Here is a 16807-nt window from a genome sequence, read left to right as displayed (position 1 = left end):
CCTTTCGGCGGTGCAGCTGATGCAGCCGAACCTGCTCGAGGTCGTGGCCTCCGCCCTGGACGAGAGCGGGCTCGAGGCCGGGTTGCTGGAAATGGAAGTCACCGAGAGCATCAGCATCAAGGAAGCCCCGAACCTCGTGGAGAACCTGCAAGGCCTGCATCGGCTCGGCTGCCGTATCGCCATCGACGACTTCGGCACCGGTGCCGCCTCGCTCGACTACCTGCGCAAGCTGCCGGCCGATCGCATCAAGGTCGACCAGAGCTTCGTTCGCAACATCGGCGTCGATCCGGACGACGAAGCCATCGTGCGCGCGACCATCGAGATGGCCCATCGCCTCAAGCGCGGCGTGGTGGCCGAGGGCGTGGAAACCGAGCAGCACATGGAATTCCTCCGCGCCAACCAGTGCGACGAATTGCAAGGCTTCCTGTTCTGCCGGCCGCTGCCGCAACCGTCCTTCGAAAAGCTCCTGCAGGAGCGCCAGTCCCTGCTGGCCGGGGTCAGCGGCACGGCCGCCTGACTTGCAGGCATTGCCAAGGTCCCCATATCCATAGGCGAACCCGTTGCCCGGGCGACCGGCGGCGACCTTTCTGGAAAGCAAGGACGGTTGCGGGTACGCCCCAAGGGCGCTCGTGCGTTCCCCTTGGGGCGCCTTCCGGTGGCGCCGCAAGGGGTTGGTAAACGTACGCCGACATGCTGAACTAGGACGCGATGCGCTTGTCTGAGCAACTCGCTCCCATCCTCAGGGCATCCCAGGCGCTTGGCAGCATCGACGAAGGAGACGGCCCGGATGGGCGAAAACGAACTGGACAGTGCGCTGGTCGAGCGCGTCCAACAAGGGGACAAGCGGGCTTTTGACCTGCTGGTACGCAAATACCAGCACAAGGTCATCGGGCTGGTTTCGCGCTACGTGAAAAACCAGAGCGAGAGCGAGGACATCGCACAGGAAGCGTTCATCCGCGCCTGGCGCGCCATCGGCTCGTTCCGTGGCGAAAGTGCTTTCTATACCTGGCTGTACAAGATTGCCGTGAACACGGCCAAGAATCATCTGGTGGCCATGGGCCGCCGTCCGCCGGCCGATGACATCGCGATCGACGATGCCGTATTCGTGCCAGGGGCGGACCGCATGCAGGAGAGCGCAACCCCCGAGCGTGAACTCATGCGGCAGGAAATTGAACAAACCGTATTTTCCACTGTCCAATCGCTGCCCGAGGAATTGCGGACAGCGATTACCCTCCGTGAAGTGGATGGTTTGAGCTACGAAGAAATCGCCGAAGCCATGGGCTGTCCGATCGGTACGGTACGTTCACGTATTTTTCGGGCGCGGGAAGCTATCGATGAGAAACTGCGGCCGCTCCTGTCCGACCGCGAGGACAAAAAACCATGACTGACAACCAACGCGAAAACCTGTCTGCCGGCATGGATGGCGAGCTGTCGAAGGAGGAGTTGCGCTTCCTCCTGCGGCGCATCGACCACGACGCGGCGTTGCAGCAGGCGTGGTCGCGCTATCACGTGGCACGTGATGGCCTGCGCCGCCAGTTGCCACCGCTTGCCGGCGATGGTTTCGCGAACCGTGTCATGCAAGCCGTCGAACAGGAACGTGGCGTGATGATCGGCAAGCCACGCCGGCACTGGTTGCACTGGTCGGCGGGTGGCGCCATTGCCGCAGGCGTGGCCGTGGCCGCACTGATGGTCGCGCAGCCTGCCGGCCAGCCGGATTCGCTCTCCCCGCAAATGGCATCGGCGCCGGCCAAGTCGACCATGCACGATGGCGCCGCACTGGCGAATACCGGCACCGGGGCGCCGGCGGTCGCGCCGCCTGGGCTCAATGTCTACTCGGAAGTGCCGTACCACATCAGCCAGCAGGCATCCGCCACGCTGGATGGCGACAACCGCACGCTGCTGTATTCGCGTAACAGCCTGTCGCCGTATCGCGTGGCGCGTTACCCCGCCAGTAGCGATGGCAGCTACCTGCTGTTGATCCATCCCGACCAGGCGCAGCAGCCGTCGGTGCAGGCGGCAGCCACCCCGCAATGACGCGAGGCCGTGTGTTGCCTGCCGCGGCCTTGCTCCTTCCAGATACCACGCCCCCCGGCCTGCCGAGCAGGTTGGCCGGATGGGCGCGCAAACACCACGGAGGAATAGATGAACCGATTCGCCCTGCGCACGCTTTCGTGCGGTGTCCTGATGAGTCTTGCTTTGGCCGGCGGCGTGCAGGCCCAAAGCGCTGCCCCCGCCTTGTCGAGCCTGCCGGATTTCACGGGCATCGTGCAGAAGAACGCTCCGGCCGTGGTGCATGTGGAAGCAAAGTACAACGGCAAGAAGACCACCAAGGGCCGCACGGCCCAACGCGGCGGAATGCCCGGCGGCGGCATGCCGGATACGCCCGATGACGACGATCCGCAGATGGAGATGTTCCGCCGGTTCTTCGGCATGCCGATGATGCCTTCGCCGGAAGATCAGCAGCACACGTCGCTGGGCTCGGGGTTCATCCTCTCCAACGACGGTTACATCCTGACCAATACGCATGTGGTGGATGGCGCCGATACGGTGACGGTGCGACTGCAGGATCGCCGCACGCTGACCGCGAAGGTGGTGGGCAGCGATCCGCAGTACGACATCGCCCTGCTGAAGGTGGACGCCAAGGGCAACCTGCCGGCGGTCACGGTGGGCGATTCGCGCTCGTTGAAGCCGGGCCAGTGGGTGCTGGCGATCGGCTCGCCGTTCGGCTTCGACTATACGGTCACGCAAGGCATCGTCAGCGCGGTGGGGCGCAACCTGGGCAGCCAGGACCAGCCGTACACCTCTTTCATCCAGACCGACGTGCCGATCAATCGCGGCAACTCGGGCGGTCCGTTGTTCGACCTGCAAGGTCGCGTGGTGGGCGTCAATTCGCAGATCTACTCCAACACCGGTGGCTACCAGGGCGTGGCGTTCTCCATCCCGATCGACGTGGCCATGAACGTGGTCAAGCAGATCAAGGAAAAGGGCTATGTGTCGCGCGGCCAGCTCGGCGTGATGGTGCAGCCGGTGAGCGACGACATGGTGAAGGCGTTGAAGCTTGAAAACGCGTCGGGCGCGGCGGTCACCCAGGTGACGCCGGGCAGCGCGGCGGAGAAGGCCGGCCTGCATCCGGGCGACGTGATTACCGCCTACAACGGCCAGAGCATCAATTCGAGCGTGGACTTGCCGCCGCTGGTGGGGCAGACGCCGCCGGGGACCAAGTCCACCCTGACCATCCTGCGCGACGGCAGGAAGCAGGATGTCGGCGTCACGGTCGGCGAAATGCCTCGCGACAAGAATGCGGTACTGGCCTCCGGCGACACCGAGAAGCCGGCCGCGCGCGGCGGCGCCACCGCGCTTGGCCTGTCGGTCCAGGATCTGGACGGCGAAACCCGCCAGCAGATGAGCCTGAAGCAGGGCGAGGGCGTCGTCATCTCCAATATCACCGGCTCGGTGGCGGCACGCGCGGGCCTGCAGCCCGGTGACGTGATCCTGATGGTCAACCAGAAGAAGGTGGGCAGCGCCGCGGCATTCCGCGACGCCACCAAGGACGCCAAGCCGGGTGACACCGTCCTGCTGCTGGTCCGCCATGGCGACCAGAGCGGCTTCATCGGCCTGACCGTGCCCGGTGGCAAGGACGAATGAGGGTCGCCTGCCGCGGCGTATGGCAGCGTCGCGGCATGGCTTGCCGGGCGCCGGGATGACGTGGGCTTGGGCTATCGTCGTCCCGGCGCCAGGCCGGTCTCATGGGCCTCGAAGACCTGTTTCGCGGCTTCGTCGGCGCGGAACGGGTGCAACGGTCTCGATATCCCCGGCCCGCAACCGTTCCATGCGATAATGCCGGGTTCGTATCGCCATCCCGGCGATACGCTGCCCACGCGCCGCGCCGGGCAGTGAACGCAGCCAGCGTGTTCCATGGAACTGATCCGAAACTTCTCCATCATCGCCCACATCGATCACGGCAAGTCGACCTTGGCCGACCGCATCATCCAGATCTGCGGCGGCTTGACCGAGCGCGAGATGGAGGCGCAGGTGCTCGACAACAATCCGATCGAGCGCGAGCGCGGCATCACCATCAAGGCGCAGTCCGTCTCGCTGCCGTACAAGGCGCGCGACGGCAAGACCTACCAGCTCAACTTCATCGACACCCCGGGTCACGTGGACTTCTCCTATGAAGTCAGCCGCTCGCTGGCCGCCTGCGAGGGTGCGCTGCTGGTGGTGGATGCCGCCCAGGGCGTAGAGGCCCAGTCGGTGGCCAACTGCTACACGGCGGTGGAGATGGGCCTGGAAGTGGTGCCGGTGCTCAACAAGATCGACCTGCCGACCGCCGATCCCGAGAAAGTGAAGGGCGAGATCGAGGCGGTTATCGGCATCGATGCCGATGACGCCGTGGCGGTGAGCGCCAAGACCGGCCAGAACGTGATCGAGGTGCTCGAAGCCATCGTGGCGCGCATTCCGCCGCCGAAGGTGGGCGATACCGACCGCCTGCAGGCGCTGATCATCGACTCGTGGTTCGACAACTACCTCGGCGTCGTCTCGCTGGTGCGCGTGGTGCAGGGTGAAATCAAGCCGGGCGACAAGCTGCTGGTGATGTCGACCGGACGCGCGCATGAAGTGAGCGAAGTGGGCGTGTTCACGCCCAAGCGCAAGAAGCTCGACAAGCTCGCGCCGGGCGAGGTGGGTTGGATCACCGCGTCGATCAAGGACGTGCATGGCGCCCCGGTGGGCGACACGCTGACCCTTGCCGGCAAGCCGGCCGAGAAGCCGCTCTCGGGCTTCCAGACCATGCAGCCGCGCGTGTTCGCCGGCCTGTTCCCGGTGTCGGCCGACGACTATCCGGCGCTGCGCGAAGCGCTCGACAAGCTGCGCCTCAATGATGCGGCGCTGTTCTTCGAGCCGGAGAGCTCCGAGGCCATGGGCTTCGGTTTCCGCTGCGGCTTCCTTGGCATGCTGCACATGGAAATCGTGCAGGAGCGCCTGGAGCGCGAATACGACCTCGACCTCATCACCACGGCCCCGACGGTGGTCTACGAGGTGGTGAAGAGCGACGGCTCGGTGATGATGCTGGACAACCCGGCCAAGTTGCCGGCGGCGAACCTGATTTCGGAGATTCGCGAGCCCATCATCGTCGCCAACATCCTTACGCCGGCCGACTACATCGGCAACATCATCACGCTGTGCGAAGAGAAGCGCGGCGTGCAGCGTTCCATCCAGTACCTCGCCACGCAGGTGCAGATCACCTACGAGATGCCGCTGGCCGAAGTGGTGCTGGATTTCTTCGATCGCCTGAAGTCGGTGTCTCGCGGCTACGCCTCGATGGACTACCACTTCGAACGCTTCGATGCCGGTCCGTTCGTGCGCGTGGACGTGCTGATCAACGGCGATCGCGTGGATGCGCTGAGCCTGATCGTGCACCGCATCCATGCCGAGCGTCGCGGCCGCGACCTGGTCGAGCGCATGAAGGACCTGATCCCGCGCCAGCAGTTCGACGTAGCGATCCAGGCCGCGATCGGCGCCCAGATCGTCGCCCGTTCCACGGTGAAAGCACTACGAAAGAACGTGCTGGCCAAGTGCTATGGCGGCGACGTCAGCCGCAAGAAGAAGCTCCTCGAGAAGCAGAAGGAAGGCAAGAAGCGCATGAAGCAGGTGGGCCGCGTGGAGATTCCACAGGAAGCCTTCCTTGCCGTATTGAAGGTGGATAAATAAAACTGCGGATCCGGTGCCGACGCGCCGGCCAACCTTGGAGTAGGGCATGGATTTCGACTTTTCGGCGATTCTGCTTGGCCTGACCGTGCTGTTCGGCGTGGTGTGGGGCCTGGACCGCCTGTTCTTCTACGGATCGCGCAAGGCCAAGGCCGAAGCCGCCGGTCACGAGGCACGCGAGCCGGTGGTCGTGGACTGGTCACGTTCGCTGTTCCCCGTGGTGCTGGTGGTGCTGCTGTTGCGTTCGTTCGTGGCCGAGCCGTTTCGCATCCCGTCCGGCTCGATGATGCCGACGCTGGACGTGGGCGACTTCATCCTGGTGAACAAGTTTGCCTACGGCCTGCGCATGCCGGCCTTCAACAACAAGTTCGTGAGCCTGGGTGAGCCCAAGCGCGGCGACGTGGTGGTGTTCCGCTTCCCCGGCTACCTGTGCGAAGACGGCGGCAGGCTGGTGCGCAGCGGCGACCAGAGCTGCGCCGATCCGCATGCGCCGGTGCCCAGCCAGAACTGGATCAAGCGCATCATCGGCATGCCTGGCGACCGCGTGGAGATGCGCGGTGACCAGCTGATCGTCAACGGCGAGCCGGTGGCGGCTGATCTGGTCGGGCCGTACGAAGGCGATCCGAAGCGTCCGGAATCCCGTCTCATGCTGGAAATGGGTGCCACCGTGTGGAACGAGCACCTGCCGAACGGGCAGGGCGGCGTGGTCAACCACCTGACCGCCCGCATGCCCAACTACGCCATTCCACCGCCGCTGCCCAATGCCCATGTGCCGCTGGTCGTGCCGCAAGGCTGCTACCTGGCCATGGGTGACAACCGCTACAACAGCACCGACAGCCGCTGGTGGGGCTGCCTGCCGGAGCAGAACCTGGCGGGCAAGGCTTTCCTGATCTGGCTGAGCTGGACGGGTTCGGGCATTGCCTTCCACCGCATGGGCACCGTCATACACTGAAAAAGCGTGACGTGTGTTGACTGCGGCGGCGTGACGGCGGCGCCCTGTTGCGGCGACAATGGCCGTGGCGCCGCGTTGGGAGATTCGGCTGCCCATCAACCAGAATTCGCAGCGGAACGGGCATAGCGAGGGGACTATGAAATCGAAGCAGTCGGGCATCACCCTGATCGGGTTCTTGTTTGTATTGGCCATCGCGGCTTTTTTCGGCTACATGGCGATGAAACTGGTGCCCTCCTATATTGAGTTCCTGGGCGTCAGCAAGGCCATGAGCCAGGTGGCTTCCAGCGGTGCGGAAGGCAAGACGCTGGATGACCTGCGCCGCGATCTCCTGTTCAAGATGGACGTCCAGTACGTGGACGATTCCACCATCAAGCCCAAGGACATCACCATCAAACGTAGCGGCAATGGCGCGGAGCTGAACGTCTCCTACGACAAGCGCGTTGCCTTCTTGTACAACATCGACTTCCTGCTGCATTTCGAAAAGAGCGTGATGCTGCAGGGTAACGTCGGTGGCTGATCGCAGGCCCGTCATTTGACCCGACTCGCTTACCGTTTTCGTGACCCCGCGCTGGCGCAGTTGGCGCTGACCCACCGCAGCGCGGGCAAGCCGAACAACGAGCGGATGGAATTCCTCGGCGATGCCCTGCTGGGCGTGGTCGTCGCCGAGTTGCTGTACGAAGCGCATCCTCATGCCAGCGAAGGCGAGCTTTCGCGCCTGCGTGCACAGTTGGTCAACGGGCAGGCGCTGGCCGTCATTGCGCGCGAGCTGGAGCTGGGCGATGAGCTGAAGCTGGGCTCGGGCGAGCTCAAGAGCGGTGGCTTTCGTCGCGATTCCATTCTCGCCGATGCCTTCGAGGCCCTGGTGGCGGCGGTCTATCTCGATGCCGGCTTCGACGCATGCCGCGCGGTGGTACGGGCCCTGTTCGAACCACTGGTGGCCGCCATTCCACGATCCTCCAAGGATGCCAAGACGCGCCTGCAGGAACTTCTGCAGGGCAAGGGCTGGCCGCTGCCCCAGTACGAACTGGTGGACAGCCATGGCGAGGATCACGCCAAGACCTTCGACGTGACCTGCGAGATCGCCGAACCCACCCCGATCCGAGCCGAAGGGCGGGGCAGCAGCCGCCGTGCCGCCGAACAGGAGGCCGCGGAAACCGTGCTGCGCCACCTGCAGGAGCGGCAGGACTGATACCGGCCCGGGCTTGATCCGGCCAGGGCGTCTGAAGGCATTACACCGCTTTCGCCGCCGACGACATACACTTCCCCTCGTTTCCCCGCGCGGGCACGCCGGTTCAGGCCGGCTGGCCGCTGCACACCCGATACAGGCTTTGAGCATGAACGACAACGACGATCTCGACCTCGGCGCGCCCGCCGAATTGCCCCACGACGATTTCCGCTGTGGCACGGTGGCATTGGCCGGGCGCCCCAATGTCGGCAAGTCGACCCTGCTCAACGCCCTGATCGGTTTCCGCCTGTCGATCGTGAGCCCGCGGCCGCAGACCACGCGCCATCGCATCCTCGGCATCGCCACCAGCGAAGCCGGCCAGATCATGTACGTGGACACGCCGGGACTGCACCGGGGCGCCAAGCGTGCGATGAACCGCAGCCTCAATCGCGCCGCGCGCTCGGCGATCAGTGAAGTCGACGTGGTCGTGCAGGTGATCGAGGCGGGCCGCTGGACCGATGAGGACGAGGCGCTGTACGAAGCGCTGGTGGAGCAGAAGGTGCCGCGCCTGCTGGTCATCAACAAGGTCGACCTCGCCAAGGAGAAATCGACCATGCTGCCGTTCGTGGCCGAGCTGATGACGCGCCACAGCTTCGATGATGTCTACTACGTCAGTGCGCTCAAGGAGAAGGGCCTGAAGGAGCTGGAGCAGGGCATCCTCAAGCGCCTGCCGGTACAACCTCCGGTCTACGGCGAAGACGAGATCACCGATCGCAGCGAGCGCTTCCTGGCGGCCGAGATGGTGCGCGAGCAACTGATGCTGCGCCTGGACCAGGAGCTGCCCTACGCCACCACGGTGGAGATCGAGCAGTTCAAGGATCGTCCGGACGGCGTGGCTGAAATCCACGCCGTGATCTGGGTCGAACGCGACGGACAGAAGGCGATCGTGATCGGCAACGGCGGCGCCCAGCTCAAGGCCATCGGCAGCGGAGCGCGTCGCCACATGGAGCGTGCCTTCGAGCGCAAGGTGTTCCTGCGCTTGTGGGTGAAGGTGCGCGAAGGCTGGGTCGACGACGAAACCATGCTGAAGAAGTTCGGCTACACCGACTGAATGGCGCCGGGCCGTCATCTCCTTCGCTTGCCATCGACCGCCTGATGCGCATCGAGCAACAGCCCGCCTATGTACTGCACTCGCGGCCCTATCGCGAGACCTCGCTGTTGCTCGAATGCCTGACGCGCGATCACGGGCGCATCGGGGTCGTGGCGCGTGGCGTGCGGGGCGAGAAGTCGCGGCTGCAACGCGCACAGCTGGAACCCTTTCAACCGCTCGTGCTGGACCTCATGGCCAGGGGCGAACTGGCCACCCTCGTCGGTGTCGAGGGTGTCGGCGCAGCCCGGCGCCTGTCGGGCGAGGCCGGGCTGGCGGGGCTCTATCTCAATGAACTCGTCGTCCGCTTGACCGGGCGACAGGACCCCCTGCCGGAACTGTACGAGGCGTATGCCCGCACGCTGCGCCGGCTGGCCGGGGCAGAGCCCTTGGCCTGGACGTTGCGCCGCTTCGAGCGCGACCTGCTGGAGGCAGTGGGTTATGCGCTTCAGCTGACCTATGAGGCCGAGTCGGGCGAACCGGTGGAGGAGGCGCAGCTCTATCGCTATCACGCCGAAATGGGGCCTTCCCCCTGCCGATCCGGAACGGCGCATGCCCTGCGTGGCGGCGACCTGCTGGCGTTGGCCGAGGACCGCATGCCGGATACGGCAGGGCAGTCGGCATTGCGCGTGATGATGCGCGAGGTCATCCGCTTCCATCTGGGCGGCGCTGAACTGCATGCCTGGCACGTGCTCGGCGCCGCGATGTCGCGGCGCTGAGATCGTCGGCCGTCGGCGTCAGGCCACTTCCGTTCCCAGCGCCTCGATGGTTGCCATCAGCGCCTTGCGGAAGCGAGACAGCGGCGCAAGCGAGCCGGAGTGCCCCAGTTTCAGGTGACGTTGCAGCAGCACGGCCTGGGTGGCGAGTGCCGATGCGCCGCAGAATCCGCAGGATGAGCGCAGGCGGTGCAGCCGCTCGGCCAGTGATGCGGGGTCATCGCGCAGCACGTCCATGTCCTGGTAGAGCCCCACCAGTTCGGCGCGGAGCAGGGTGCGCATGGCCTTCACCACGTCGGCGTCACCCATCGTGGCGATGGCCTGGGCGTCGTCCAGCAGCGGCTGACTGGTTGCGCCCGCCTGCACCAGGGCCAGGATGCGCCTGAGGTCGGCGACGTTGCAGGGCTTCTGCAGCACCTCGCTGAACTCGGCAGACAGCAGGCGCTGGCGTTCGGTGGCGTCCATCTCGGCGCTGGTCGCCACGGCCGTGCAATCGCTGGAGCGGGCCCTGGGGTCCTGCCGCAGGGTTGCAAGCACTTCTTCCGCCCCTGCGCCGGGCATGCGGCAGTCGAGCAACAGCAAGTCGAAGGCTTCGTCGTGGGCGAGGGCAATGGCGGCGGCGCCGTCGTGGCAGGCCTGCGCTTCCAGGCCAAGGCTGCGCAAGGCTTCGACCAGAAAAAGGCGGCTGGTGGGATCGTCATCGGCCACCAGGGCGCGGACGGTTTCCGGGGCACGACGGGCGTGCGAAGGATCGCTGGAAAGCGTGTTGAACATGACTAGTCCGTGTCGTTCAGCTGATTTTGGCAGAATGGCGCGTCATGCGCTTCACATCAAGTCACCTGCTGCTCATTCTCGTGGTCCTGCTTGGGGCCGGACTGGCGCCGTCCGCGTGGGCGGATGTCGCGCTGGGCGCCAAGGCGGTCAGCGTGCCGGGCCTGAAGATGCAGGATATCCAGGCCCAGCTGGGCGAGGACGGCCAGGGCGGGCTGAAGCTCAGCTTGCGCTCCGCCAGGACCGAACTCCCGGCCATGGGCTGGAAGCGGGTGGGCGTGGATCTCCAGGGGACCTTGCAGCGCGATACCCACATGCGCTGGCTGTTTGACGGGACCATGCAACTGGCCGGCGTGCCGGGCGGGGCGCTGGGCAATGCCAGTGTCGGCATGATCATCGACGAAGCCGCCAATACGCTGGAGATCAATATCAGCCAGGGACAGGCCCAGGCCACGACCGCGTTGCCGCTGGACCAGCCCACCCACGCGCAGATCAGTCTCAAGGGCGTACCGGTGGTCTGGCTGCAGGGCGTGTTGAGCACGGTCTCGTCCGGACGGGCCACGGCCGGCAAGCTGGATGCGGATATCGCTTTGGACATGGCCGACAAGGGCATCCAGGCCTCGGGCCAGTTCGCGCTGAGCGGCGCCGGCTTCGATACGCCGAGCGGAACATTGGCCGGGCAGGGCGTCAACGGCAATGGACGGTTGAACATCGACAGCACGGATGCGCCGTCGCGCATCGATCTGGATGCCAGCCTGCGCGGCGGCGAGTTGCTGCTGGGTCCGATCTTCGCCCGCCTCCCTGATCATTCCGTGCAGCTGAGCCTGTCGGCGGCGACCCAGCATGGCGCGATCGACCTCACGCGCCTGCGCGTGGCGGATGCCGACGCGCTGCAACTGGAAGGCACGATGGCCTTCAATGCCAAGGGCGACCTGCAGCGATTGAAGCTCGATCGCCTCCAGTCCCATTTCCCCGCCGCCTACCAGCGCTACGGCCAAGCCTGGCTCGCCACGCTGGGCATGCGCGACATGCACATCGATGGCCAGCTCAATGGCTCGATGGACCTGGGCAGCAATGGCCTGCGCAGTTTCTCGTTCGCGACCGAGGGCATGGATATCGCCGACGGCACCGGTCATCTCGCCGTCAAGGGGCTGCGTGGCGGATTGGACTGGGCCCTGGATGGCGATCGCCCCGCAACCACGCTGGCCTGGCAGGATCTTCAGGTCTATCGCATCGCCAACGGCGCATCGCAGTCGCGCTGGCAGAGTCGCGATGGCGCCCTGGGCCTGCAGCGTCCGCTGGAGGTGCCCGTGCTCAATGGGCATGCCCGTGTCGGCGACTTCGAGTGGCGCCCCGCGGCGGTCAAGGGGCGCCGCCTGGCGACCTCGATGACTTTCACCGGCATCGACATGGCGGCGTTCTCCCGGGCCGTCGGCTGGCCGGAATTCCAGGGAACACTGGCGGGTGCGATTCCCGCGTTGCGCTGGGTGGATGATCGTTTCGAATTTGACGGCGGACTTTCCGTGAATGTCTTCGACGGATTCGTCGACATCACGCGCCTGACGCTGCAGGGGCCGTTCAGTCCCAGCCCGGTCCTGTCGGCCGACGTGCAGCTGAGGCAGCTGGATCTCGCGGCGATGACCAGCGTGTTCGACTTCGGCAGCATCACGGGGCGCATGGACGGTTCGGTCGATGAGCTGCGGCTGGTGAACTGGAACCCGGTGGCCTTCAAGGCCAGCCTGCTTGCCGGCAGTGGCGGGCGCATCAGCCAGCGCGCGGTGAACAACCTCACGGCGGTCGGCGGTGGCGGCATGGCCGCGGGCCTGCAGGGCGCGGTGTTGAAGCTCTTCAAGACCTTTGGCTACAAGCGCATCGGATTGAACTGCACGTTGCAGGCTTCCGTGTGCCACATGAGCGGCCTGGAGAACGAGGCGGACGGCTACACTATCGTCGAAGGCAGTGGCTTGCCTCGCCTGCAGGTGATCGGGCACCAGAGCCAGGTGGACTGGCCCACCCTGGTACGCCGCCTCAAGGGCGCCATCGAAGGCAACGGACCGGAAGTCCACTGACGCCTGTTGAGGCTATGGATGTGGCTTGCGTCGGGAGCCACGTTCATGGCGTTTACAGGCCCCAAGCATCCCCACACCCCAAGGAGTCGAACATGCGCAAGCTCGTTTATGGATTGCTGACCATGCTGGTGGTCGCGCTGGTGGGGTGCGTCACCATCAACGTGTATTTCCCCGAGGCGGCGGCACAGAAGGCGGCCGACCAGTTCATCGGCACGGTGATCGACAGCGCGCCGGCACCCGCTTCGAAGGACAAGCAGCCGTCCCCGCCTTCGAAGAAGGACAACCAGCCGTCCGCCATGCTGCTCGACTTGCTGATCCCCGCGGCCTACGCGGCGGATGCCCCCAATATTCGCATCCAGACGGCCACCACCGAGGCGATCCAGGGCCGCATGCAGGAGCGCTTCCGCGGCACGCTCGCGCCACTGTTCGACAGCGGCGCCATCGGCTTCACCCGGGACGGCCTGGTGGCCGTTCGCGACGCCGCCAAGGTGCCGCTGGACCAGCGTGCCGGCGTGAATGCCGCGGTGGCCGACGAGAATCGCGACCGCACCGCGCTCTATCGCGAAGTGGCCAATGCCAACAACCATCCGGAGTGGGAACCGCAGATCCGCGCCACCTTCGCCAAGGGCTGGATCGAGCGGGCCCGCGCGGGCTGGTATTATCAGGACTCTTCGGGCGCCTGGAAGCAGAAGTAAGCTGTTCGCCCATCCTTTGCCCGACTACCGCGCCCGGGTCACCCGACTCGGGCGTGCGCGTTTCTGGAAGACGCCGTATCCATGAATGAACTTCAAGCCACCATCACCGACCTCAGCCATGACGGCAAGGGTGTCGCCCGCATCGACGGCAAGGCCGTGTTCGTCAGCGGGGCGCTGCTGGGCGAGGAGGTGAAGCTGCGCATCCGCAAGCGCCATCGCCACTACGACGAGGCGGAAGTGGTGGAACTGCTCACGCGCTCGCCGCATCGCGTGGAGCCGCGTTGCCGCCATTTCGGCCAGTGCGGCGGCTGCTCGCTGCAGCACCTGGATGCCGCATCGCAGATCGAAGTGAAGCAGCGCGTGCTGAAGGACAACTTCGAGCGCATCGGCAAGGTGGAGCCGGCCTTGTGGCTGCCGCCGCTCACCGACGAGCCCTGGGCTTACCGCCGCAAGGGGCGCTTGTCGGTGCGCTCGGTGGCGAAGAAGGGGCGGGTGCTGGTCGGTTTCCGCGAGGAGAGCAATCCGCGCTTCGTTGCCGACATCAGCCAGTGCGAGGTGGTGCACCCGGCCATCGGCCCCAAGATCGGCCTGCTGGCCGAGCTGGTCAGCGGCATGGACGCGGCGAACGACATCCCGCAGATCGAATTTGCCGCGGGCGATGACGTGGTGGCGCTGGTGTTCCGCCATATGTCGCCACTGAGCGAACGCGATCGCGAGGCCTTGATCGCGTTCGGCAAGGAGCACGGCTTTGCCATCTACCTGCAGCCCGGCGGCGTGACCAGCGTGCATCCGCTGTGGCTGGAGCATCCGCGCCTGGCCTTCCGCATTCCCAGCGGCGATGCCGCGTTCGACGATGTGGAGCTGGAGTTCCGCCCGCTGGACTTCGTGCAGGTCAATGCCGGCATGAACCAGCGCATGATGGCCCGCGCCATGGAACTGCTTGATCCGCAACCGGGCGATCGCGTGCTGGATCTGTTCTGCGGCCTGGGCAACTTCACCTTGCCGATCGCGCGACGGGTGGCCGAGGTGGTGGGTGTGGAAGGCGAGCACGGCCTGGTCGAGCGCGCCGCCGAGAACGCGGCGCGCAACGGCATCACGCATGCCCGCTTCGAGGTGGCCAACCTGTTCGAGGACCAGCGGCAGGCGCACTGGGCCCGCCAGCCCTGGGACAAGCTGCTGCTCGATCCGCCGCGCGCCGGTGCCGACAAGGTGCTCGAATACCTGCCGCACAAGGAAACCAGGCGTATCGTCTACGTGTCGTGCCATCCGGGCTCGCTGGCGCGTGATGCGGGCATCCTGGTGCAGAAGCATGGCTTCCGCTTGAGCGCGGCCGGCGTGATGGATATGTTCCCGCATACCGCCCACGTCGAATCGATCGCATTGTTCGAACGTTGATATGTGCATCCATCCATGAATGCGAAGATCAGCAAGCCGCCGTCCGTGGCCGCGCTCTTCGCAAACAGTCATGCCCTCATTGGGAGCTGCCGTGGGTATTGAGATCGAACGCAAATTCCTCCTCAACAGTGACGATTGGCGCGACGCGGCTTCGCACAGCGAGCGCATCGCCCAGGGTTACCTGGTTGGCGCGCAGGCGCTGCGCGACGGCACGGCGCTGGCTTCGGTGCGCGTGCGCCGAATCGGCGAACGCGCGTGGCTGAACATCAAGTCGGCCCAGTTGGGCATCGAGCGCGCGGAGTACGAGTACCCGATTCCCCTGGCCGACGCCGAGCAGATGCTGGCCACCTTGTGCGACGGCGTGCTGGAGAAGATCCGTCATCACGTCGTCGTCGACGGCGTGCTATTCGAAGTGGATGAATTCTTTGGCGACAACGCCGGGCTGGTGGTGGCCGAGGTGGAGCTTCCCTCGCAGGATGCCGCTTTTCCGCGTCCCGCCTGGCTGGGTCGCGAGGTGAGCCATCTCGTGCGTTACTACAACGTCAACCTGATCGCTCACCCCTATGGCCAGTGGAGCCAGGAGGAGCGACAGGCCGCAGGAGAAACCAGCGCATGCTGATGATCGGCCTGGCCGGCGCCACCTTGGCGCCGGCGGAACATGCATGGCTCACCGCGCCGGGCGTGTCGGGAGTGATCTTGTTCGCGCGCAATTTCCAGTCGCGCGACCAGCTGATGGCATTGGTCGATGCGATTCGCGACGTCGGCGGTGACGACATGCTCATCGCCGTCGACCAGGAAGGTGGCCCGGTGCAGCGATTCCGCGAGGGTTTCACGCGGTTGCCGCCGCTGTCGACGATCGGTGCCGAGTACGCGCGCGATCCGGAGAACGCCATCCGGCTGGCCGAAGAGCATGCCTGGGTGATGTCCAGCGAGTTGCGCGCGAGCGGCGTGGACTTCAGTTTCGCGCCCGTGGTCGATCTTGCGCGCGGAAACGCGGCGATCGGCCCGCGCGCCTTCCATGCCGATCCGGCCATTGCGGCCGAGCTGGCGCAGGCTTACGTGCGCGGCATGCATCTCGGTGGCATGGCCACCGTGCTCAAGCATTTCCCCGGCCATGGTTCGGTCGCGGTCGACACGCACAAGGCGACCGCCATCGATCCGCGCCCGCTGGACGAGATCCGCCGTGACGACCTGGTGCCGTTCGTCGAGGGCATCGCCGCGCATGCGGAAGCGGTGATGGTGGCGCATGTGATTTATCCCGAGGTCGACGCCCTGCCTGCCGGCTTCTCGCGGCGCTGGATCGGGGAGATCCTGCGCGGCGAACTGGGGTTCAACGGCGCGGTCATCAGCGACGACATCAGCATGGCGGCAGCGGGCGCCGCCGGTGGCGCGGCCGAGCGCGTGCACGCTCACCTCGACGCCGGCTGCGACCTGGTCCTCGCCTGTTTCCCCAACGTGGTGGAAGACGCCATTGCGGCCGTGCAGGGCCGCGCGGCCACCGCGCCGGAACGTTTGGCCGCCCTGCGGGGCGCCGTCGCTTCCACCTGGGAAGGACTTCTCGACAACCCACAGCGCGACCGTTTCATCGCGCGCGTCACGGCGCTCAACGCCGTGGAAGGATCATCTGCCGCATGACCACCACCCCCTCACTGGCGGCAGCCCTCGCTGACGCCGACCTGCTGTTCGATCGCGCGGACCTGGAATCGGTCATCGCGGACATGGGGCGGCGGATTGACGCCGAGCTCGATGGCGAACGCGCCGTGTTCCTCACGGTGATGAATGGCGCACTGATCTTCGCGGGCCACCTGGCGCTCGCGATCCGCACCGACGTGGAATTCGATTACGTCCACGCCACCCGCTACCGCGGCGCCACCTCGGGCAGCGAACTGCACTGGTTGCGCGAGCCGGCGGTGGATCTGGCCGGCCGCACCGTGCTGCTGGTGGACGACATCCTCGATGAAGGCCATACGCTGAAGGCCGTGCGTGACGACTGCCTGCGCCGTGGCGCACGCCGCGTGCTGGTGGTCAGCCTCTGCACCAAGCAGCACGATCGCCTGGTCGACGGCATCGCGTCGGACTTCAACGGCGTCGAGCTGCCGGATCGCTACGTGTTCGGGTTTGGCATGGACTACTACGAGCAGGGTCGCAACCTGCCGGGTATCTACGCGCTGAAGTGAGCCAGCCCTGGCCGGCC

Annotated in this window: 17 protein-coding genes; 16 read left to right on the top strand and 1 reads right to left on the bottom strand. The window is 65.8% G+C overall.

Annotated elements, in window-relative coordinates:
• The 10 genes from JMF82_RS10805 to recO form a co-directional block, all read left to right on the top strand.
• Positions 1-517 (top strand): EAL domain-containing protein (locus JMF82_RS10805; RefSeq protein WP_201314530.1); only part of this gene is annotated, 517 nt, incomplete at its 5' end.
• A gap of 270 nt (positions 518-787) precedes the next feature.
• Positions 788-1384, top strand: a complete 597-nt coding sequence (gene rpoE, locus JMF82_RS10800) for an RNA polymerase sigma factor RpoE (protein ID WP_201314529.1) — start codon at positions 788-790, stop codon at positions 1382-1384.
• A complete protein-coding gene (locus tag JMF82_RS10795) occupies positions 1381-2034 on the top strand; it encodes a sigma-E factor negative regulatory protein (protein ID WP_201314528.1) in 654 nt (217 codons plus the stop codon). Before rpoE ends, JMF82_RS10795 begins: the two co-directional genes overlap by 4 nt.
• Before the next feature lie 108 nt (positions 2035-2142).
• Entirely contained in the window at positions 2143-3645 is a 1503-nt protein-coding gene (locus tag JMF82_RS10790; protein ID WP_201314527.1) for a DegQ family serine endoprotease, read from the top strand.
• 270 nt (positions 3646-3915) lie between these two features.
• The gene (gene lepA, locus JMF82_RS10785) at positions 3916-5706 is read left to right on the top strand and encodes a translation elongation factor 4 (protein WP_201314526.1); all 1791 of its coding nucleotides are present in this window, start codon (positions 3916-3918) and stop codon (positions 5704-5706) included.
• Positions 5707-5752: 46 nt separating this feature from the next.
• On the top strand, positions 5753-6655 hold the full coding sequence (lepB, locus tag JMF82_RS10780) for a signal peptidase I (RefSeq protein ID WP_201314525.1): 903 nt from the start codon (positions 5753-5755) through the stop codon (positions 6653-6655).
• Between the two features lie 136 nt (positions 6656-6791).
• Positions 6792-7172 carry a DUF4845 domain-containing protein gene (locus JMF82_RS10775; protein ID WP_201314524.1) on the top strand — a complete coding sequence of 127 codons (381 nt, stop codon included), beginning with the start codon at positions 6792-6794 and terminating at the stop codon, positions 7170-7172.
• Positions 7173-7187: 15 nt separating this feature from the next.
• Complete coding sequence (rnc, locus tag JMF82_RS10770) at positions 7188-7844, top strand: ribonuclease III (RefSeq protein WP_201314523.1); 657 nt, start codon at positions 7188-7190, stop codon at positions 7842-7844.
• A gap of 145 nt (positions 7845-7989) precedes the next feature.
• Entirely contained in the window at positions 7990-8931 is a 942-nt protein-coding gene (era, locus tag JMF82_RS10765) for a GTPase Era (RefSeq protein ID WP_201314522.1), read from the top strand.
• A 44-nt stretch (positions 8932-8975) separates the two neighbouring features.
• A complete protein-coding gene (gene recO / locus JMF82_RS10760) occupies positions 8976-9686 on the top strand; it encodes a DNA repair protein RecO (protein WP_201314521.1) in 711 nt (236 codons plus the stop codon).
• A gap of 18 nt (positions 9687-9704) precedes the next feature.
• Here the strand turns inward: recO and JMF82_RS10755 are convergent, their stop codons facing one another.
• Entirely contained in the window at positions 9705-10457 is a 753-nt protein-coding gene (locus tag JMF82_RS10755; RefSeq protein WP_201314520.1) for a response regulator, read from the bottom strand.
• Between the two features lie 44 nt (positions 10458-10501).
• Between JMF82_RS10755 and JMF82_RS10750 the strand changes: the two genes are divergently transcribed.
• From JMF82_RS10750 to JMF82_RS10725, 6 genes are all read left to right on the top strand, one after another.
• Entirely contained in the window at positions 10502-12523 is a 2022-nt protein-coding gene (locus tag JMF82_RS10750; protein WP_201314519.1) for a hypothetical protein, read from the top strand.
• 92 nt (positions 12524-12615) lie between these two features.
• On the top strand, positions 12616-13218 hold the full coding sequence (locus JMF82_RS10745) for a YdbL family protein (protein WP_201314518.1): 603 nt from the start codon (positions 12616-12618) through the stop codon (positions 13216-13218).
• Between the two features lie 81 nt (positions 13219-13299).
• The gene (gene rlmD / locus JMF82_RS10740; RefSeq protein ID WP_201314517.1) at positions 13300-14613 is read left to right on the top strand and encodes a 23S rRNA (uracil(1939)-C(5))-methyltransferase RlmD; all 1314 of its coding nucleotides are present in this window, start codon (positions 13300-13302) and stop codon (positions 14611-14613) included.
• Between the two features lie 91 nt (positions 14614-14704).
• Positions 14705-15232, top strand: a complete 528-nt coding sequence (locus tag JMF82_RS10735; protein WP_201314516.1) for a CYTH domain-containing protein — start codon at positions 14705-14707, stop codon at positions 15230-15232.
• Positions 15226-16248: a beta-N-acetylhexosaminidase gene (nagZ, locus tag JMF82_RS10730; protein ID WP_201314515.1), complete on the top strand. Its 1023-nt coding sequence runs from the start codon at positions 15226-15228 to the stop codon at positions 16246-16248. The genes JMF82_RS10735 and nagZ overlap by 7 nt, the downstream gene beginning before the upstream one ends.
• Complete coding sequence (locus tag JMF82_RS10725) at positions 16245-16790, top strand: hypoxanthine-guanine phosphoribosyltransferase (protein WP_201314514.1); 546 nt, start codon at positions 16245-16247, stop codon at positions 16788-16790. Before nagZ ends, JMF82_RS10725 begins: the two co-directional genes overlap by 4 nt.
• Positions 16791-16807: the final 17 nt, after the last annotated feature.

This window comes from Dyella sp. EPa41 (assembly GCF_016586165.1).
Lineage (GTDB): Bacteria > Pseudomonadota > Gammaproteobacteria > Xanthomonadales > Rhodanobacteraceae > Dyella.
Note: the sequence above shows the minus strand (reverse complement) of the source record. Positions and strands in the feature narration are given on the sequence as shown.